Annotated in this window: 15 protein-coding genes; 4 read left to right on the top strand and 11 right to left on the bottom strand. The window is 74.4% G+C overall.

Annotated features, from left to right (window positions below):
- The first annotated feature begins 109 nt into the window (after positions 1-109).
- Positions 110-883, top strand: a complete 774-nt coding sequence (locus G443_RS19805; protein WP_026419333.1) for a TIGR03089 family protein — start codon at positions 110-112, stop codon at positions 881-883.
- 19 nt (positions 884-902) lie between these two features.
- Here the strand turns inward: G443_RS19805 and G443_RS19800 are convergent, their stop codons facing one another.
- From G443_RS19800 to G443_RS19785, 4 genes are all read right to left on the bottom strand, one after another.
- Positions 903-1,361 carry a DoxX family protein gene (locus G443_RS19800; RefSeq protein WP_026419334.1) on the bottom strand — a complete coding sequence of 153 codons (459 nt, stop codon included), beginning with the start codon at positions 1,359-1,361 and terminating at the stop codon, positions 903-905.
- Between the two features lie 1,094 nt (positions 1,362-2,455).
- The gene (locus tag G443_RS19795; RefSeq protein WP_026419336.1) at positions 2,456-3,619 is read right to left on the bottom strand and encodes an acyl-CoA dehydrogenase family protein; all 1,164 of its coding nucleotides are present in this window, start codon (positions 3,617-3,619) and stop codon (positions 2,456-2,458) included.
- Between the two features lie 262 nt (positions 3,620-3,881).
- Positions 3,882-4,385, bottom strand: coding sequence for a 5-(carboxyamino)imidazole ribonucleotide mutase (gene purE / locus G443_RS19790; RefSeq protein WP_035292544.1), 504 nt, complete (start codon positions 4,383-4,385; stop codon positions 3,882-3,884).
- A gap of 211 nt (positions 4,386-4,596) precedes the next feature.
- On the bottom strand, positions 4,597-5,772 hold the full coding sequence (locus G443_RS19785) for a 5-(carboxyamino)imidazole ribonucleotide synthase (protein WP_026419338.1): 1,176 nt from the start codon (positions 5,770-5,772) through the stop codon (positions 4,597-4,599).
- 218 nt (positions 5,773-5,990) lie between these two features.
- On the opposite strand from G443_RS19785, the gene G443_RS19780 reads away from it, so the two are divergent.
- Together G443_RS19780 and G443_RS25590 are read left to right on the top strand one after the other, a co-directional pair.
- Positions 5,991-9,302, top strand: coding sequence for a sigma-70 family RNA polymerase sigma factor (locus tag G443_RS19780; RefSeq protein WP_051314092.1), 3,312 nt, complete (start codon positions 5,991-5,993; stop codon positions 9,300-9,302).
- Positions 9,303-9,380: 78 nt separating this feature from the next.
- The gene (locus tag G443_RS25590; RefSeq protein WP_308208865.1) at positions 9,381-10,058 is read left to right on the top strand and encodes a GtrA family protein; all 678 of its coding nucleotides are present in this window, start codon (positions 9,381-9,383) and stop codon (positions 10,056-10,058) included.
- Between the two features lie 160 nt (positions 10,059-10,218).
- Here the strand turns inward: G443_RS25590 and G443_RS19770 are convergent, their stop codons facing one another.
- Positions 10,219-11,493, bottom strand: a complete 1,275-nt coding sequence (locus G443_RS19770; RefSeq protein ID WP_026419339.1) for a sensor histidine kinase — start codon at positions 11,491-11,493, stop codon at positions 10,219-10,221.
- Between the two features lie 120 nt (positions 11,494-11,613).
- Positions 11,614-12,288, bottom strand: a complete 675-nt coding sequence (locus G443_RS19765; protein ID WP_026419340.1) for a response regulator transcription factor — start codon at positions 12,286-12,288, stop codon at positions 11,614-11,616.
- Positions 12,289-12,408: 120 nt separating this feature from the next.
- Here G443_RS19765 and hisN point away from each other — a divergent pair, with 120 nt between their 5' ends.
- Complete coding sequence (gene hisN / locus G443_RS19760; RefSeq protein ID WP_245588854.1) at positions 12,409-13,245, top strand: histidinol-phosphatase; 837 nt, start codon at positions 12,409-12,411, stop codon at positions 13,243-13,245.
- A gap of 37 nt (positions 13,246-13,282) precedes the next feature.
- Here hisN and G443_RS19755 read toward each other — a convergent pair whose 3' ends face one another.
- The 5 genes from G443_RS19755 to G443_RS19735 are packed head-to-tail and all read right to left on the bottom strand — an operon-like array spanning position 13,283 to position 16,819.
- Positions 13,283-13,645: a hypothetical protein gene (locus tag G443_RS19755; protein ID WP_026419342.1), complete on the bottom strand. Its 363-nt coding sequence runs from the start codon at positions 13,643-13,645 to the stop codon at positions 13,283-13,285.
- The gene (locus G443_RS19750) at positions 13,642-14,178 is read right to left on the bottom strand and encodes a TNT domain-containing protein (RefSeq protein ID WP_253860253.1); all 537 of its coding nucleotides are present in this window, start codon (positions 14,176-14,178) and stop codon (positions 13,642-13,644) included. Before G443_RS19750 ends, G443_RS19755 begins: the two co-directional genes overlap by 4 nt.
- A complete protein-coding gene (locus G443_RS19745; protein WP_253860252.1) occupies positions 14,175-15,977 on the bottom strand; it encodes a WXG100 family type VII secretion target in 1,803 nt (600 codons plus the stop codon). Before G443_RS19745 ends, G443_RS19750 begins: the two co-directional genes overlap by 4 nt.
- A 21-nt stretch (positions 15,978-15,998) precedes the next feature.
- The gene (locus G443_RS19740; protein ID WP_051314094.1) at positions 15,999-16,325 is read right to left on the bottom strand and encodes a WXG100 family type VII secretion target; all 327 of its coding nucleotides are present in this window, start codon (positions 16,323-16,325) and stop codon (positions 15,999-16,001) included.
- Positions 16,322-16,819 carry a YbaB/EbfC family nucleoid-associated protein gene (locus tag G443_RS19735; protein ID WP_035273976.1) on the bottom strand — a complete coding sequence of 166 codons (498 nt, stop codon included), beginning with the start codon at positions 16,817-16,819 and terminating at the stop codon, positions 16,322-16,324. The genes G443_RS19740 and G443_RS19735 overlap by 4 nt, the downstream gene beginning before the upstream one ends.
- Positions 16,820-16,848 lie beyond the last annotated feature (29 nt).

Below are 16,848 nucleotides of genomic sequence, written 5' to 3'. Positions count from 1 at the left end.
GGTCGTCACCTCTCGGGCCAGGGGCCGTCCGTCCCGTGCCGGCACCGCCCGGGGTCCGCCGCTCGGAGCAGGGGCCGGGTCGACGGCGGCGGACACTAGGCTTGCCGGTATGAGCGTCACCGATCACCTGTTGCGCCCGCTGCTCGCCCGCAACCCCAGCCGGCCGATGCTCACCTACTACGACGGGCCCGGGGGTTACCGGGTGGAGCTGTCGGTGGCGACGGCGGCGAACTGGGCGGCCAAGACCGCGAACTGGCTGCGTGACGAGTGCGACGTGGAGCCGGGGACACCGGTGGTGGTCGCGTTGCCGGCGCACTGGCAGACGCTGGGTGTGCTGTTGGGCAGCTGGTGGTGCGGTGCGCACGTGGTGGCGGCGACCGGTGGGGACGGGTTGGGGGACGAGGAGGCGGCGGTCGCCTTCGTGCCGGCGACGGCGGTCGAGGCGCACCGGGGAGCGGCGACGACGATCGCGAAGGTCGGTCTCGACGCGCTGGGGATGTCCGGAGGCGGGCAGGACGATGACGCCGTGGACTACACCTCGGAGATCCGCATCCAGCCCGACGACTTCGTCCCGTGGTCACCGGTGCCGGGTTCGACCCCGGCCCTGCTGGGGATGACGGTCGACGAGGTGCTCGCCGCCGCCGAGGAACGGGCTTCGGCCCTCGGGGTGGAGCGGGGCTCACGTGTCCTCTCGGCCCTCGAGTGGACGCTGCCGGCCGGTGTGCTCGACGGCGTCCTCGCGGTGTTCGCACGGGAGGCGGGGCTGGTCCAGTACGGCACCGCGCCCGGGGGCGTCGTCGACCCCGAGCGGCTGGCGTCGTTGCGGGACTCCGAGCTCGCCGCCCTCGTCCTCCCCCGGACCGGCGGCGTCGACGGGGCCTGACGCGCGCTTGTCGTCGTGGTCAGGCGTTGACCTCGGCCGTCGGCTTCGGCTGCCCGCTCGTGCCGGCGGCGGCGACCGGGGGCGTGCCTCGGAACAGCAGGCGGTCCACGGCGTAGGAGCCGCCGTTGAAGCCGAGCGCCAGGGCGGCGGTGCCCAGGACGAGGACGAGTTCGACACCGCCCTCGGAGGCGAAGAACCCGTTGCCGATGTGGACGAAGAAGGCCGCGCCGGCCATCAGGGCGGCGAGGACCACCCCGGCGACTGGGAGGCCGACGCCCAGGACCAGGGCCGCGCCACCGACGAGCTCCCCGACCGCGGTGACCCACGCGGACACCTCGGGCAGGGGCACGCCCATCGCGTCGAACCCGGTCGCGACGTTGCCGATCCCGTTCGAGAACTTGTCCCAGCCGTGCGCGACGAAGGCCAGGCCGATTGCCAGCCTGGCCACCAGCAGGGTGATGTCCTTGATCATGCTCATGCTGATCTCCTGTGCTTGGTGCGGGGGCTCACGAGTGCCGATTATATGAACGCTCAACTAAGCTTGCCGTGAACCTACACCGGGAGTGATGCTCCGAGCGATCGATGTCACGACTCGTTCATGCGAGACCCAGCCAAACACGACAGACAAGACACCACTTCCACATACTGGGAACCGGTGGAGCCATCCGCTCACCCCACCGGGGCAGGCGACCAGGCCGGTCGGCCATCCCCCGGCAACGGCGGAGGACACGCCCCCTCCCACCTCCTACGCCGGCCGAACGACGAACGGATCCCACGGAGAGTGACCGTCGACACTCCTTGGCGACATACCGTGATCGACGGTCGGCGGCGTACCGTGTCGCGGCACCAGGCGGATTCGACCGGCCCACGAGCCGGGATCCAGCACGAGCGCGTCGACCGCCCGCGACCACGACGCCTCGCCACCCCGAGCACACGGATTCCGGACGGCCCGCTACCGCGTGCGGTACGGGCCGGGGATGCCACCGGCCTTCCACCCGTGGCCGCCGCCAGGAGCCCGACCGGTGACGGACGGTGGAACGGTCCCGTCAGCACGAGCGATCGTGCCGGCCTCCGGCCGTGGGGCTGGGCAGCCGCCGCACGCCGCGGAGGCGCTCCGCCAACCGCACGGCGACGGCACGGCGAGCGGCGAAGCGCAGTCGTCGACCACCCACCGGGGCCGGCGTGGCCCGGGGACCACGGACCAGGCCGGTTCGAACGCCCGAGGCTCGGCATCGGCCTCGGCGGGGCCACGCCGCGTCGTCCACGCCCGGACTGGGGTGTGGAGGCGATCCGGGTGCCCGCGCACGGCTCGTTCGCCCACCGCGCCCGGGCACCACGAGCTCGTGCCCTCCTCACCGGCCGCGCGCGGCGGCCGGTGGTCCCGGGTGACCGCCGCCTCCCGTCCCCAGCCCAGGAGGCGGACGGCGCCGGCCCGGGACGCTCGGGGCACGCCGAAGGACGCCCTGGTCGCCTCCGGGTGGCCGGAGGGCCGGGTGCCGGCCCCGGCGGCGCGGTGCCCACGAGCAGCGACGGCGAGGCGGCCGGGGCGGACTCCGCCCTCGTGCGCCCGGTTCAGCCCCGGAGCAGGGACTTCGCCATCACCATGCGCTGGATCTGGTTCGTGCCCTCGTAGATCTGGGTGATCTTGGCGTCACGCATCATCCGCTCGACCGGGAAGTCCGTGGTGTAACCGGCACCGCCGAAGAGCTGCACCGCATCGGTGGTGACCCGCATCGCGACGTCCGACGCGAAGCACTTCGCGGCGGCCGAGACGAACACGAGGTCGTCCTCACCGCGCTCGGCGCGCGCCGCCGCCACGTACACCATGTGCCGCGCCGCCTCGATGCTCATCGCCATGTCGGCGAGCATGAACTGGACGCCCTGGAAATCGCTGACGGGGCGGCCGAACTGGCGGCGCTCCCGCACGTAGGCGACGGCCGCGTCCAGGGCGCCCTGAGCGATGCCGACCGCCTGCGCGCCGATCGTCGGCCTGGTGTGGTCCAGGGCGCGCAGGGCGGTGCGCAGTCCCGTCCCCGGCTCCCCGATGATCCGGTTCTCGGGGATCGCGCAGTCGCTGAAGTGGATCTCACACGTGGGCGACCCCTTGATGCCGAGCTTGCGCTCCTTGGCCCCGACCTCGAAGCCGGGGTCGTCGGCGTGCACCAGGAACGCGGAGATCCCGTCCGCCTTCCTGGCCGCGTCCGGATCGGTCACGGCCATCACCGTGTACCAACTGGACTCGCCCGCGTTCGTGATCCAGCACTTGGTGCCGTTGAGCACCCAGTGGTCGCCGTCCAGGCGAGCCCTGGTGCGCATCGACGCCGTGTCGGAGCCCGCCTCGCGCTCGGACAGCGCGTAGGACACCATGGCCTCGCCGTTGGCGACGGAGGGCAGCACCGTCCGCTTCAGCTCATCGGAGGCGCCGAGCAGGATCGGCATGGTGCCCAGCTTGTTGACGGCCGGGATGAGCGACGACGAGGCGCACACCCGGGCGACCTCCTCGATGACGATGCAGGTCGCGATGGAGTCGGCGCCCTCCCCGGCGTAGTCCTCGGGGATGTGCGCGGCGTGGAACCCGGCCTTGACCAGGGCCTTCTTCGCCTCGATCGGGAACCGCGACTGCTCGTCGACCTCGGCCGCGTGCGGCGCGATCTCCTTCTCCGAGAGGGACCGCACCGCCGCGCGCAGCGCTTCGTGCTCCTCTGCCAGCTGGTAGGTGTCGAAGCCACGGTTCACCGCACGTCCTCCTGTTACCGACGGGTAGCAACGCTCCTGCGGGCGATCGTAGCGGGGTTACCCGCCAGTAGCGAGGGAGCGTGCCGACACCGGTGCTGGTGACGGGTGCCCAGGTTCCCGGCGGAGCGCGCCTCTCGGGTCGGCCGCCGTGTGGGAGGTCGACCGGATCCAGGGGAGCGCTCCTCCCCGACCGGGCCGGAGGAGCCCGCGCGCCAGCGCGGTCGTGACCAGCCGGACCACCCGACACCGCGTGCGGTGGAGGTCAGCCGGTGATCGCCTCGCCCTGGCTGATCCGTTCCCGCAGCGCCGCGTCCTTGTCGAGCACCAGGCGTTCCATCTCCGCCTGGAACGCGGCCATTCGCTGCCGGTACCCGGCCGCGCGCTCGTCGGTTCCCGCACCGAGCACGCGCACGGCGAGCAACCCCGCGTTGCGCGCCCCGCCCACCGACACCGTCGCGACCGGGACCCCGGCCGGCATCTGCACGATCGAGAGCAGCGAGTCCATGCCCTCCAGGTGCCGCAGGGGCACCGGAACGCCGATGACCGGCAGCACGGTCGCCGAGGCGACCATGCCGGGCAGGTGCGCCGCCCCACCGGCTCCGGCGACGATCACGCGGATTCCCCGCTCCGCCGCCGTCCGCGCGTAGTCGAGCATGCGCTGGGGTGTGCGGTGAGCCGACACCACCGACACCTCGTGCGGGACGCCGAACTCGGCCAGGGTCTCGGCGGCGACGCCCATCACGGGCCAGTCCGAGTCACTGCCCATGATCACACCGACGAGAGGCGCCTGTTGTTCTGCCACGTTGGTTCTCTTCTCCCTCCGCGGCCCCACCGGGCGGCCGCACCAGGAGGTGGGCCGGCGGGACCGACGCTCTGCGCTACGGGACGACGTCGCCTCGGGCGGGCGGACCGACCCCGGCCATCCTGACCCGACCCGGGGTGGTGGCGGGGCCGTGCCACGCCGGCGGCGACCAGTTCTAGGTGCCGTGGATGTCGTGGCCGTCGGGCCAGCGGGCGTCCCGCAGCCACGCCGCGGCCTGCCCCGCGCGCCCGCGAGCGGCGTCCGGATCGGCGCCCAGCGCGGTGACGTGACCGATCTTGCGCCCCGGCCGCTCCTCCTTGCCGTAGAGGTGGATCTTCACGTCGGGGTACCGGGCGAACAGGTGGTGCACCCGTTCGTCCATGGTCATCTCCGGAACGGGGTCCCCGCCCAGCACGTTGGCCATCACGACGGCGGGCGCCGCCAGGTCGGTGGCGCCGAGCGGGTAGTCGAGCACGGCCCGGAGGTGCTGCTCGAACTGGGAGGTCCGCGAGCCCTCGATCGTCCAGTGGCCCGAGTTGTGGGGGCGCATGGCGAGCTCGTTGACCAGCAACCTCCCGTCACGGGTCTCGAACAGCTCCACCGCCAGCACCCCGACGACGCCCAACGCGGACGCGATCGTGAAGGCCAGCTCCTGGGCCTGGGCGGCCTGGCCCTCGGTCAGGCCCGGCGCGGGCGCCAGCACCTCGACGCAGATGCCGTCCCGCTGCACCGTCTCGACCACGGGCCACGCCCCGCCCTGGCCGAAGGGGGACCGTGCGACCAGGGCGGCCAGCTCGCGGTGGAGGTCGACCCTTTCCTCGACCAGCAGTGGGGTACCGGCGGCGAGCAGTTCCGCCACCAGGGCCGCCCCGTCCTCCCGGGTGTCCACCATCCACACCCCGCGCCCGTCGTAGCCCCCTCTCGCGGCCTTGAGCACGCAGGGCCAGCCGTGTTCCTCCCCGAAGGCGACCAGGTCCGCCGGCGAGGTCACCTCCGCGAAGGCGGGGCCCGCGACGCCCAGCTCGGCGAGCCGGCGACGCATGACGAGCTTGTCCTGCGCGTGCGCCAGCGCGGCCGACCCCGGGTGGACGGTGACCCCTTCCGCCTCGAGCGCGCGCAGGTGTTCGCCGGGCACGTGCTCGTGGTCGAACGTGAGGACGTCGCTGTCCCGGGCGAAGGACCGCAACGCCTCCAGGTCGGTGTGGTGGCCGAAGGCGACGTCGCTGGCGACGACGGCGGCGGGGTCCGTCTCCGCCACCGCCAGCACCCGGAGGGACTGCCCGAGGGGAATCGCTGCCTGGTGGGTCATCCGCGCGAGCTGACCGCCGCCCACCATGCCGACCGAGGGCATGGTGGAACGGCCGCCGCGGCGGGCACGTCGGTCGTTGCTGGTCTCCACGGTTCCAGGAGCCTAAACGGGGGCCACGCGGAGAGGGTCCGGTGGCCTGGCTCCGAGGGACCGCGCGTTGCCGGTCCCCGCCCCGCTCGTCCGTCACGGTGGCCCTGATGGCGCGACGGGTAACCGGTTGGTCACAATGTGTGCTTCCGTGTGATGAGGAGGCGGCGGGCGTGGCAGACCCGGGGAACACGCACGGCACGAGTGACGAGGACCTGATCGATGCCGTCCGCCAGGGGGTCACCTCGGCGTACGGGGAGCTCTACGTCCGGCACGTCGACGCGGCGCGCAACCTGTCCCGCCAGCTCGCCAGGACCCCGATCGAGGCCGACGACCTGGTGTCGGAGGCGTTCGCCCGGGTGCTCCAGGTGCTGCGGACAGGTGGGGGCCCGGACTCGGCCTTCCGCGCCTACCTGCTGACGTCGTTGCGGCACACCGCCTACGACCGGACCCGGCGGGAACGGCGGGTCGAGCTGTCCGAGGACGTGGGCGCCGTCGCGGGCGCCGCCCTCGCGGTGCCCTTCACCGACACCGCGGTCGCCGGCCTGGAACGCTCCCTCGCCGCCCGGGCGTTCGCTCGACTCCCCGAACGGTGGCAGACGGTGCTGTGGCACACCGAGATCGAGGGACAGCCGCCCTCCGCGGTGGCACCGATCCTCGGGCTCTCCGCCAACGGGGTGGCGGCCCTCGCGTACCGGGCGAGGGAGGGGCTGCGGCAGGCCTTCCTCCAGGAGCACCTCAGCGAGGTCGGGGCGACGTCGCGGTGTCGCGCGGTGGCCGAGCGGCTCGGCGCGTGGACGAGGGATGGCCTCTCCCGACGGGAGACGGCCCAGGTGGAGACCCACCTCGACGGTTGCGAACGTTGTCGGACCCTCGCCTCCGAGCTGGCCGACCTCAACGGGGCGCTGCGCGGCGTCGCGTTCGTCGTCCTCGGGGTGGGAGCGGGCGGCTACCTCGCCACGGCGGCGGCGACCTCCCTGACCGGCGCGGGAGTCGGCGCGGTGAGCGGGTCGACCGCGGGTGCGGTCAGCGGGCTCATCAGCGGCGCGCCCCGCCAGTGGTTGGGTGCTGCCTCCTCGGCCGCCGCGCTGGCCGCGGCGATGGTGCTCGGCCTGTTGAGCGGAGGTCCCGCACCCGACCCGGTGGCGCAGCCCTCCGACCCGCCGGCCAGCGAGTCCTTACCGCTGCCCGAGGTCCCGACCGCGCCCCCGACCGTGCGGGATCCGGTCCAGCTCCCACCCCCACCACCGACCCCGTCCCCGTCGCCGCCCCACCCGCCAAGGCCGGCGGACCCACCTCCGCCCCCGGAGGAAACACCGGAGCCGGTGGGCGCGCGGCTGGAGGCGACCGTTCCCGACAGCTCACTCGTCCTGGTCGCCGGCGGCGAACCGGTGGACCTCCCCATCACGGTGCGCAACACCGGGGACCGTGCGTCGGAACCCGTCACCGTGTCGTTGGACCTCCCGAAGGGGGTCACGGCAACGGGACGAACCGTCCCGGACGCCCCTTCCGGATCGCGGCCCGCCGGAGACACCCCGGGAACGGGGGCCGGCGAACCGCCCGCCCCGGACCCGGCCGCGAGACCGCGAACCGGCGCCGAACCTCCCTCACCGAGGGCCGCCGAGGATCCCACCGGAGCCGCGCCGGCCGCCCCCTCCCCGGTCCCGACCACCGTCGGCGAGCCGGACGTCTGCGTCCAACACCCGACCGGCACGAGGGTCACCTGCCGGTCGGCCGAGGGGGTGCCCGCCGGGGGCGACCTGACGCTCCACATCCAGTTGACCGCCTCGGTCGACGCCGAGGGGGGCGCCATCAGCGGCACCCTGCACGCCGGCACCGCCATCCACCTCCGCCTGGCCACCATCACCGTCACCGTGCGCCCCGCCACGGTCGACCACCTGGCCCTGGGCGGGAGCGCGCTCCGCACCCCTGGGGGCGGGTGGCCCGCCCCCGCCGAACTCAGGGCCGAGGTCACGAACACCGGGACGAGCACCGCGCCCGTCTCCGTGGAGCTGCGGCTGCCGTGGTGGGTCCGGGTCGACGGCCTTCCGCCCCGGTGCGACCTGCGGTCCGACGCGTTCCGTCACCCCCACTCCTCCTGGGTCGTCGCCTCGGCGCTGCCCCCGTCGGTGGTTCGCTGCGAGTCACCGGGCGAGGTGGCACCGGGCGACCGGCACGACGTCCGCCTGCGGCTCCGCACCTGGCTGCCCGTGGAGACGCCGATCCGGGTCACCGCGAGGCTGGGCGCGGCGCGGGAGGCGCTGGACCTCCGGCTGACCGCGGCGCGCCCGGCCCTCCGGGTCGAGGCCCTCGGCGTTCCGGAGCCGCTGCCGCCCGGCGGCCCCGCCGGGTCGGTCACCTACCGCCTGCGGAACACGGGGAACGCCCCGACGGGCCCGGTGACCGTGCGAGCCGAGGTCCCGCGCCACTTCGCCCTCGACGGCGGGGAGGACATCTCGTGCGACGGGCGTGGACGGTTGGTCCACTGCCACGTTCCGGGCGGCCTCGAACCCGGTGAGCAGGCCGACCTCCCTCTCGTGGTCCGCGCGCTGGCGGCGGCGGGTTCGGCCGGGGAGGTCACGGGACACGTTCGAGGGGTGGACGGCGCGCTGACCCGGCTGCCAGCGGTACGGCTGGACCTGGCGGAACGGCCGTCCGGGGTGGCGGTCTCCACGGGGACCGGACCCGCGTGGTCGACGCCGTCCCCGAGTGGCGCCGGCCACCGCTCCTACCACGCGGTGCTGCGGGTCCGGGTGAGCAACGTCGGCCAGACGACGGCGCCGGCGAGGCTGGAGGCCACGCTGCCGCCGGGTGTCCGGATGCGCCAGTTGCCCGGTTGGCCCCTCGACCCGCCGAGGGGGCTCGCTGGCTGCCCCTCGGGGTCGACCCGACCCCGGCCCACGCCGCCCCTCAGCCCGGGCTCGTCACGGCACCTCGTCCTGTGGTTCTGCGCGGAGGGCGGTCGGGACGTGCCACCCGCGTCCTCCGTCGCACTGCTGGCGCGGCTCGGCGACTCCGAGCACCCGACGTCGGTGCGGGTGGAGTGGTCCCACCGACCGTTCGGCGGTCCCGCGGTCGGGGAGGCGCCGGACCCGGTGGAGGACGTCGACCGGGACGGACCACCGGCACCGAGGGACGCCGCGGACCCGGAACCGCGGCCACGGGCCCCCGCTCCACCGGAGGGGCCCCCGGGGCCGGCTCCTGAGCACGGCGTCGAATCCCGGGATCCTCCCCGTCCCGACCGGACCCCGGAGGCGCCGCACCGACCGTCGCCCCCGTCCACGCCCCCTCCGGTCAGCGGGAGCGGGCCACCCCAACCGGGGGGTCCGCCGGGCGGTGGTCGGGACGCACGGTCAGTACCACTTCCCTCACCTCCTTCACTCGACAGTGGCGTAATGCGACGGTTGTCCGATACGTTCGGTAGGAGGAACCAGGCGGACCGGCACGACCACCCACCGGGGATCGGGGGGCGCTCGCACGGCTGAACAGGGGGAATTCACCACTTCGCTGCGGGGTCCGGTAGCTACACACGGCCGTGGAGCGTGGTTCCGTAGACTGCGGTGGTGTCCGTCGTCCACAAGGTCCTCGATCGACTACCAGCGCCGCTGCGCACCGTCATGCTCAAGCACCGCGAACTGCTCAAGTTCGCGGTCGTGGGCGGCACGGCCTGGGTGATCGACACGATCGTCTTCTACACCGTCAAGTTGTGGATCCTGGACAAGCCCCTCACCGCGAAGGTCATCGCGGTGCTGGTGGCCACCGCCGCCTCCTACGTGCTGAACCGGGAGTGGTCCTTCCGGACGCGGGGAGGCCGACGCCCGGGGCACGAGGCGAGCCTGTTCTTCGTCATCAGCGGTCTCGCCTTCGTGCTCTACCTGGCCCCGCTGGCGGTGTCGCGTTACGTGCTCGACCTCAAGCAGCCGGCGGTCAGCTTCGTCACGGAGCAGGTCGCCGACTTCGTCAGCAGCCAGGTCATCGGCGTCCTCCTCGGCATGATCTTCCGGTACTGGGCGTTCCGCCGGTTCGTCTTCCCCCAGAGCGGGGTCCGCAACCTGGAGACGAGCTACGACACGGCCGGGTCGGAGACCGACACCCTCGACGGCCCGCCCCCGGCCCGGGCGGTGCCGGCCGCCTCGGCGCCGCCCGCCTCGGCGCCGGAGCACGGGCGGCGAGCCCACCCGGAGTCGGAGGAGCAGCCGGCCGAGGAGGCACGAGACCGGAACCGCATCCGTCGCAGGTGAGCGAACGCGCGCGGGGGAGCTGACGCCGGCGACCCACCGGTCCTCTGCCGTTCCCCTGGGCCCGGACGCGCGGGCCACCGACCTCGCTCCCGTCGTCGACGACGGTGGGCGGCCCCGTCCCGATCAGCCGCCGCGCCGGTGGGCACCACGTGCCGGGGACTCAGCGCGGGGCCTCCGCCCGCCAGGACACGCCGAGGACGTCGTCGACGCGGGGCACCCGGAGGTAGATGACGAACGCCGCCGTGCGTTCGGGGCTCACCTTCAACCGGCCCCCGTCGGCCTCCACCAGCGCCCGGGCCACCGCGAGCCCCACCCCGGTCGACCCGGCGGCGGACACGCCGCGTTCGAACACGTGGGGTACCAGCTCCTCCGGCACCCCCTTGCCCTGGTCGGTGACCTCGATGGTCACCATTCCCCCGGTCAGCCGCGCGGTCACCGCCACGGTCCCGGCGCCGTGGACGACGGCGTTCTCCAGCAGCACCCCGATCGCCTCCCGCAACCGAGCGGGTGTCGCCCTGGCCAGCAGGTTGGGTTCGACCCGCACCCGCAGGGCGCGGCCCGCCCCGCGCAGCCGGTCACGCCACTCGGCCACCATCGTGGGCAGTTCGGCGCTCAGTTCGAGGGGCTCGGCGCTGAGCGAACGCACCGCCGTCGCCGTCGCCAGCAGGTCCTCCAGCACCCGGGCCAGCAGCTCGGCCTGCTCCAGGGCCGCCCTCGCCTCCCCCGGCTCGGGTTGGTGCCGGGGGTCGGCGAGTTCCTCCAACCGCAGCTGGAGGGCGGTGAGGTGGCTTCGCAACTGGTGGGAGACGTCCCCGACCAGCTCACGCTCCCGCTCGACGAGCTGTGAGAGCGCGGCTGCCGAGGTGTCCAGGGCCTCGGCGACGCGGTCCAGCTCGGGCACGCCGTGGCGCCGCGAGTCCGGCCGGAAGTCACCCGCCCCCAGCCGGGCCGCCCGGTCCCCCACGTGCCGCAGCGGCTCGGACAACCGGCGCGCGGTCACGTTGGCGACGAGCATCCCGGTCCCGACCGAGAGCACCACCAGCAGCAGCACGACGGCCGCCATCTGGGCCTGGGCAGTGCGCAGCGGCCCGGAGGGAACCGCCAGCGACACGGTGCCCTGCTGCACGATCGCGGCTCGCTCCACCACCGGGTTCGGGCCGGGGTCGGGCCCCTGCTCCACCGGCGGCTCTCCCGGGATGGTCACCCTGATCTGGCCGTCCTCCGGCACCGCGACCCGGATCTGGCCCAGGTCGAGGTCCCGGCCGAAGGCCAGCTGGTCGTCGAGGCTGGCGGCGATCTGCTGGACGCGACCGCTCAGTTCGCCCCGGGTGATGTCCTCGACGAGGCGCAGGGCGCTGAAGCCGAGGGGCAGGCCGAGCGCGACCGCGGTCACCGCCACGGCGAGCAGGATCGACTGGAGGATTCGACGTCGCACCGGACTCAGCCGTCGCCGTTCGACCCTGCGCCGGGTCCGGGGCGGACGCCGACCCCGTCGTCCGCCCCGGTCCGGGCACGATCCCTCTCGGGCAGTCGCCGAGCCACCTGGGTCACCCCGTCAGTCGATGTTGAATCGGAAGCCCACGCCGCGGACGGTGGCGATGCGCTGGTCCGCCGGCTTCGCGTTGGTGTCACACAGTTTGCGGCGCAGCCAGGACACGTGCATGTCCAGGGTCTTGCTCGTCCTGCTCTCCGGCCCGTTCCACACCTCGTCCAGGATCGCGTCCCTGGTCACCACCTCGCCGGCGTGCTGCATCAGCACGCGCAGCAGCTCGAACTCCTTGTTCGCCAGCTGGACCTCGGATCCGTTCACCTGGACCCGCCGCGCCGCCAGGTCCATCCGCACCCCGTTCGCCTCGATGGTCTTCACGGCGCGCCGCCGGAGCAGCGCCCTGATCCTGGCGAGCAGTTCGGCCAGTCGGAAGGGTTTCGCGACGTAGTCGTCGGCACCCGCGTCCAACCCGACCACGAAGTCCACCTCGTCGGTGCGCGCGGTCAACATCAGGACGGGAATGCCGACACCGTCCGAGCGCAGCCGCCGGCACACCTCCAACCCGTCCATCTCGGGCAGCCCCAGGTCGAGCACGAGAAGGTCGGCGCCGCCGGCCCGGGTCGCGCCCAACGCGCTCGGGCCGTCCCCGACCACGCGCACCACGTAGCCCTCGCGTTGCAGCGCCCGGCACAGTGGTTCCGCGATCGCCTTGTCGTCCTCAGCCAGCAGCACCACGCTCACGCCTCCCAGCCTAGAGCGGCCGGTCCGCCCCGGGTGGGGTGACGACCGAGGTGACCACCTCCCAGCGGGCGCCGAAGGTCCCAGCGGGTGGCGGCCGTCCGCCGGCTAGGCTTGCGGGCCGTGGGTGCTGACGGGGAGGACCTGGTCCTGGCGGGCCAGACGGGGGACACGGTGGCGGCGGACCTCCGGCTGGCGCTGGCGCTGGCGGACGCCGCCGACGAGATCACGACGCGACGCTTCCGGGCGCTCGACCTCCGGTCGGAGCGGAAGCCGGACCGCACGCCGGTGACCGACGCCGACCGGGCCGTCGAGGAGCTGATCAGGACGTCCCTCGCCGAACATCGGCCGGCGGACGTGTTCGTCGGCGAGGAGAGCGGGGAGTCCGGGGCGGAACGAGCATCCACCGACCGGGTGTGGATCGTCGATCCCATCGACGGCACCAAGAACTTCCTCCGGGGTGTGCCGGCGTGGGCCACCCTGATCGCCCTGGTCGTGGACGGCACGCCCGCGGTGGGCGTGGTCAGCGCGCCCCGGTTGCGCCGTCGGTGGTGGGCGGCCCGGGGGCTCGGCGCCTGGGCGGCGACGGCCGAGGAGCCCCCTGAGCGGCTGCGGGTGTCCACCGTGTCCCAGCTGGAGGACGCGTACCTGTCCACCACCCACCTGGGCACCTGGGTGGAGTACGCGTCCCGGGACGCCTACCTGGCCTTGGCCGACGCCTGCTGGGAGAACCGCGCCTTCGGCGACTTCTGGCAGCACTGCCTCGTCGCCGAGGGGGCGATCGACCTGGCGGCCGAACCGGTCGTGAACGCCTGGGACGTCGCCGCCCTCCAGGTGCTCGTCGAGGAGGCCGGGGGCCGCTTCTCCGACCTGCGGGGAACACGCACGCACGAGGGCGGTGACGCGTTGTCCTCGAACGGTCCGCTGCACGACGCGGCGCTGCGCGTGTTGGGCGGCTGACAGCTCGCCCGACGCGCACCGGCCGCCGCGACCCCGGTCACCGGCCGACCGGAAGCCCCGTGGGCGGGGTGGCGGCCTCATGCGCGGTGACCGGTGGCGGGCTCGGACGGATCTCGTCCACGGTGGACGTGGGTGACGTGGTGCCGAGGGCACCTCGGAGCACCTGGGTCCAGGACAGCCGCCCGAACAGGTAGAAGCAGGCCACCTGTTCGTTGGAGAACCTGGCCCAGTCGTACCGGTTCCCGTGCTCGCGCCAGAAGACCTCCCAGGCGGGCTCGCCGCCGTTCTCCCCCGGGTCGTGCAGCACGCACCAGGCGTCCTCGGCCTCCCGGCCGACGGACACGACCTCGTCCGGCACCCCCACCCGGGCGAGCCAGTCCGCGATCGAGTTCATGTTCACGTGGTGTCTCCTCCGGTCGCCGTGGAGCCGAGCCGATCCAAGTAGCCCATCGCCACCAACTCGGCCACCGCGTACGTGGTGCGGTATCTCAGGGCGCCCCCCGGTTGGGCGAACCAGGCGGCGGCGGGGCCGGCCCACACGGGCAACGGCCGGGCGACCCGGTACCGCGCGTACTCGCGGTCGGCGTGGCCCGGTGGCAGCGACCGCGCCTCGAACGGGGCCCCCGCGCGGCAGAGCAGGCGTCCCTCCTCGTCGCCGAACCGGTCGAGTTCCGCCCCCTCGGACAGCACCACGGGCTCCAGGCCACCAGGGTCGGCGGCGCCCTCGGGGAAGAGCTCCGGTGGCGGCCAGGCGTACTCGGGTGGGCGGCCCGTCGCCAGGTCGATGCCGCGCACCACGAACCGGCGGTCCCACTCGCGGTCGGTGGGCGTCGGTTCGGGGACGGCCACGGCCGCCCCGGGGGGTGAGGTGCCCTCGGGTGCGGGCCCGGAGCCGTCGGGGCCCTCTCCCCCGGGTGTGTCCAGGGTGTTCACCAGGTCCGCGCGCGGATGGTCCTGGGGCGCGTACCTCCCGCCGGGGGCGTAGTCGCTGTCGGGAGCGGGAGCGGGCCGTTGCCGGGCGGGTTCGACCTCGGGGACCGGGATGCGTCCGAGGGGGAACAGGTGCATGACGAACGAGGCGACCTCGGGGAGTTCGCCCTGCGGGGTGGCGGTGCGTCGCGTCGTGCGCGGTTCGGCCGGTGGCGCCGCCGGTCCGTCCGGGGCCCGGGTCCGAGCACCTGCTTGGCGACCGGAGCCGCGCCGGCAACCGGGGCCAGCGGCTGCTGGCCGGGGGCCGGGGCTGGGGCGGGGGCGACGGCGGCTCCGGGTGGTACGGCCGTTCCACCGCCCACCGGGAACTCGGGTCGGAACGGCATCGGTTTCGGCTGGCCGCCGAGCGGCGGAGCGGCCCCGGCGCCGCGACCGGGGTCGGCCTGGCCGCCTGGCGCGCCGGCGCCCCCAGCACCGCCCGAACCGGGAGGGACCGCCGGCGCGGGCCCACCGTGCGGAAGGCCGGGACCACCCGCTCCCGGTGGCGCGGCGGGCAGGCCGCCAGCTGGGAGGTGCCCGCCAGGCGGCTGTCCCCCTCCTGGAGGGGGCGGCGGCACCGGCTGACCACCCGGCTGCCGTTCGGCCGGTGCGGTCGGCTGCGCGGGAGCGCTTCCGGCCCAGTTCGGGTCCACCCTGGTCGGTCCGGTGACCTCCCCCGGACCTGCCCCGGCCGGGGGTGCCCCAGCGGGGGGCGGCGCCGACGGGGGTGCCGCCGCTGCCGGTGGTTCGGTGATCGGGGGTGTGCCCGCCACGGGCGGGGCTGGCGGGGCGGCGGAGTGGACTGGCGGCCCGGGCACGGCGGCCGGGACACCGGCACCCGTTCCGACGGGTGCGTCCGTTCCGGACGGCGCGGTGCCTCGGGTGGATGCCGGGAGGGGTGGGCCTCCGGTGTTCGATGGTTCGGACGGTGGTGGGGGCGTTTCCTCGCCAGGGACATCCGGGATCGGCTGGCCGTCACGGCCACCCAGGAAGCCCTCGTCCAGCCCCCACTCCTCGCCGCTGCGGACGGCGAACTCCTCGGAGATCTCCCCCTCGGCCACCAGGCTGCTCATCACCTCCTCCAGCAGGAACGCGGAGTCCGAGGCGGACCGTTCGAGGAAGTCCCCGTCGTGCTGGCCGAGCCCGAACGGCGCGCCCTCCCCGATCCCGTCCTCGTCACCGAGCAGTGCCTCCGGCGAGGAGAAGGTGAGCGCTGTCGGGCTGCTCGCACCGGCGACCGGGGTCGCGCCGGGCATCATGACGCCGTTCCCGAGGTCCACGGCCTCGGCCAGGCCGCCCTGGATCTGGGCGAACTCGGTGCGGGCGGCCGAGAAGAGGGAGTCGAGCCCGGCCAGGGCGTCGGTGTGCCCCGCCGCGGCCGCCTGCTCGGCGGCGTCCGCGCGCTGGGCGAGGACGACCAGCCGGCGCACGATCGCCACCTTGGCGGCCCCGACCTGTTCGGCGCCGTGTTCCAGGCGGTCGGCGGCCGCCAGGCAGCCCTGGACGATCAGCGGGTAGTCACCCGCGTCGGCGTCCACGAAGGTGCGCCACTCGCGGCGGGCGCCGTCCGCGGTCGCGCCGGTGAAGCCGTCCAACGCCTGGTCGGCGAGGGAGTCGGCCCGCCGACCCGCGACCTCGACGTCCTCGGCGGCCTCCCGCCAGGCCTCCGCCTGGTCACGCATGGCCTCCTCGTCGGCGGCCGGCCAGCGCACCCCGGCCCGGTTGGCGATGTCCACGAGCTCGCCGGGTAGTTCGATCCCCATCCTCAGATCCCTTCGGCGAGATCAGCGGCTACCGGGTCCGGTGCCCAGCGCGCTGGTGTTGGTCTCCTCGGCGTCGCGGTAGGTGGCGGCCGAGGCGCGGAGGCGGTCGGTGTGGTCGGTGAGCCTTCCCGGCAGGCCGCTCATCAGCTCCAGGGTGGTGTCGGCGGGGTCCACGTGACCGGCGGCGAACCGGCGGCCGATCTCGTCGTCGCCCCAGCACTCCCCGGTCGCGTCCAGCACCTCGCGCAGCCGGCCCAGGATCCGCTCAGCCGTGGTCGCCTCCCCGCCCAGCGCGGCGGCGCGCTCGGCGAGGAGCTCCGGGTCGACCTGGTATCCGTCGTGGCTCACCGTCCGCTCCTCTCTCCCGACGTGGACCACCCGCCGGGGCGGAGCCAGCTCACCGCGTCGAACGAGTCGTCCTCGCTCGTGCCACCGGAAGCGGCGGCGCCCTCGTTCCGGTCTCGGCCGCACGCGTCGGGGCCGGGGAGCAGGTCCCGATCGGAGAGGTCACCGGTCCCCGCCAGCACCGAGTCCGAGCCGACCCGTTCGGGCAGCACGGGGGCCAGGGCGAGTTCGGCGGCCCGACTCGCGGCCTGGGAGGCTTCGGAGACGGTGGTGAGCACGAGTCTCGCGAGCTCGTCCGGCCGGTGCCGCCGGTAGGCGTCCGGGCTGATCGTCAGGTCCCGCAACGCGCCCTGGGAGCCGACCGTCGCCGTGACCGTCCGGTCCGGGCTGCTCGCGGTCTCGCGGATCGCCACGAGATCACGGCGCACGGTGCCCAGCTGCTCCCGGCTGCGCCGGTAGTCGGCCAGCAGCGCGTTCACGTCGGCCTGGTGGTCCATGTGGGCCAAGGTCGCCTCCGGGGTGGCCG

This window comes from Actinoalloteichus caeruleus DSM 43889 (genome assembly GCF_000429185.2).
Lineage (GTDB): Bacteria > Actinomycetota > Actinomycetes > Mycobacteriales > Pseudonocardiaceae > Actinoalloteichus_B > Actinoalloteichus_B caeruleus.
Note: the sequence above shows the minus strand (reverse complement) of the source record. Positions and strands in the feature narration are given on the sequence as shown.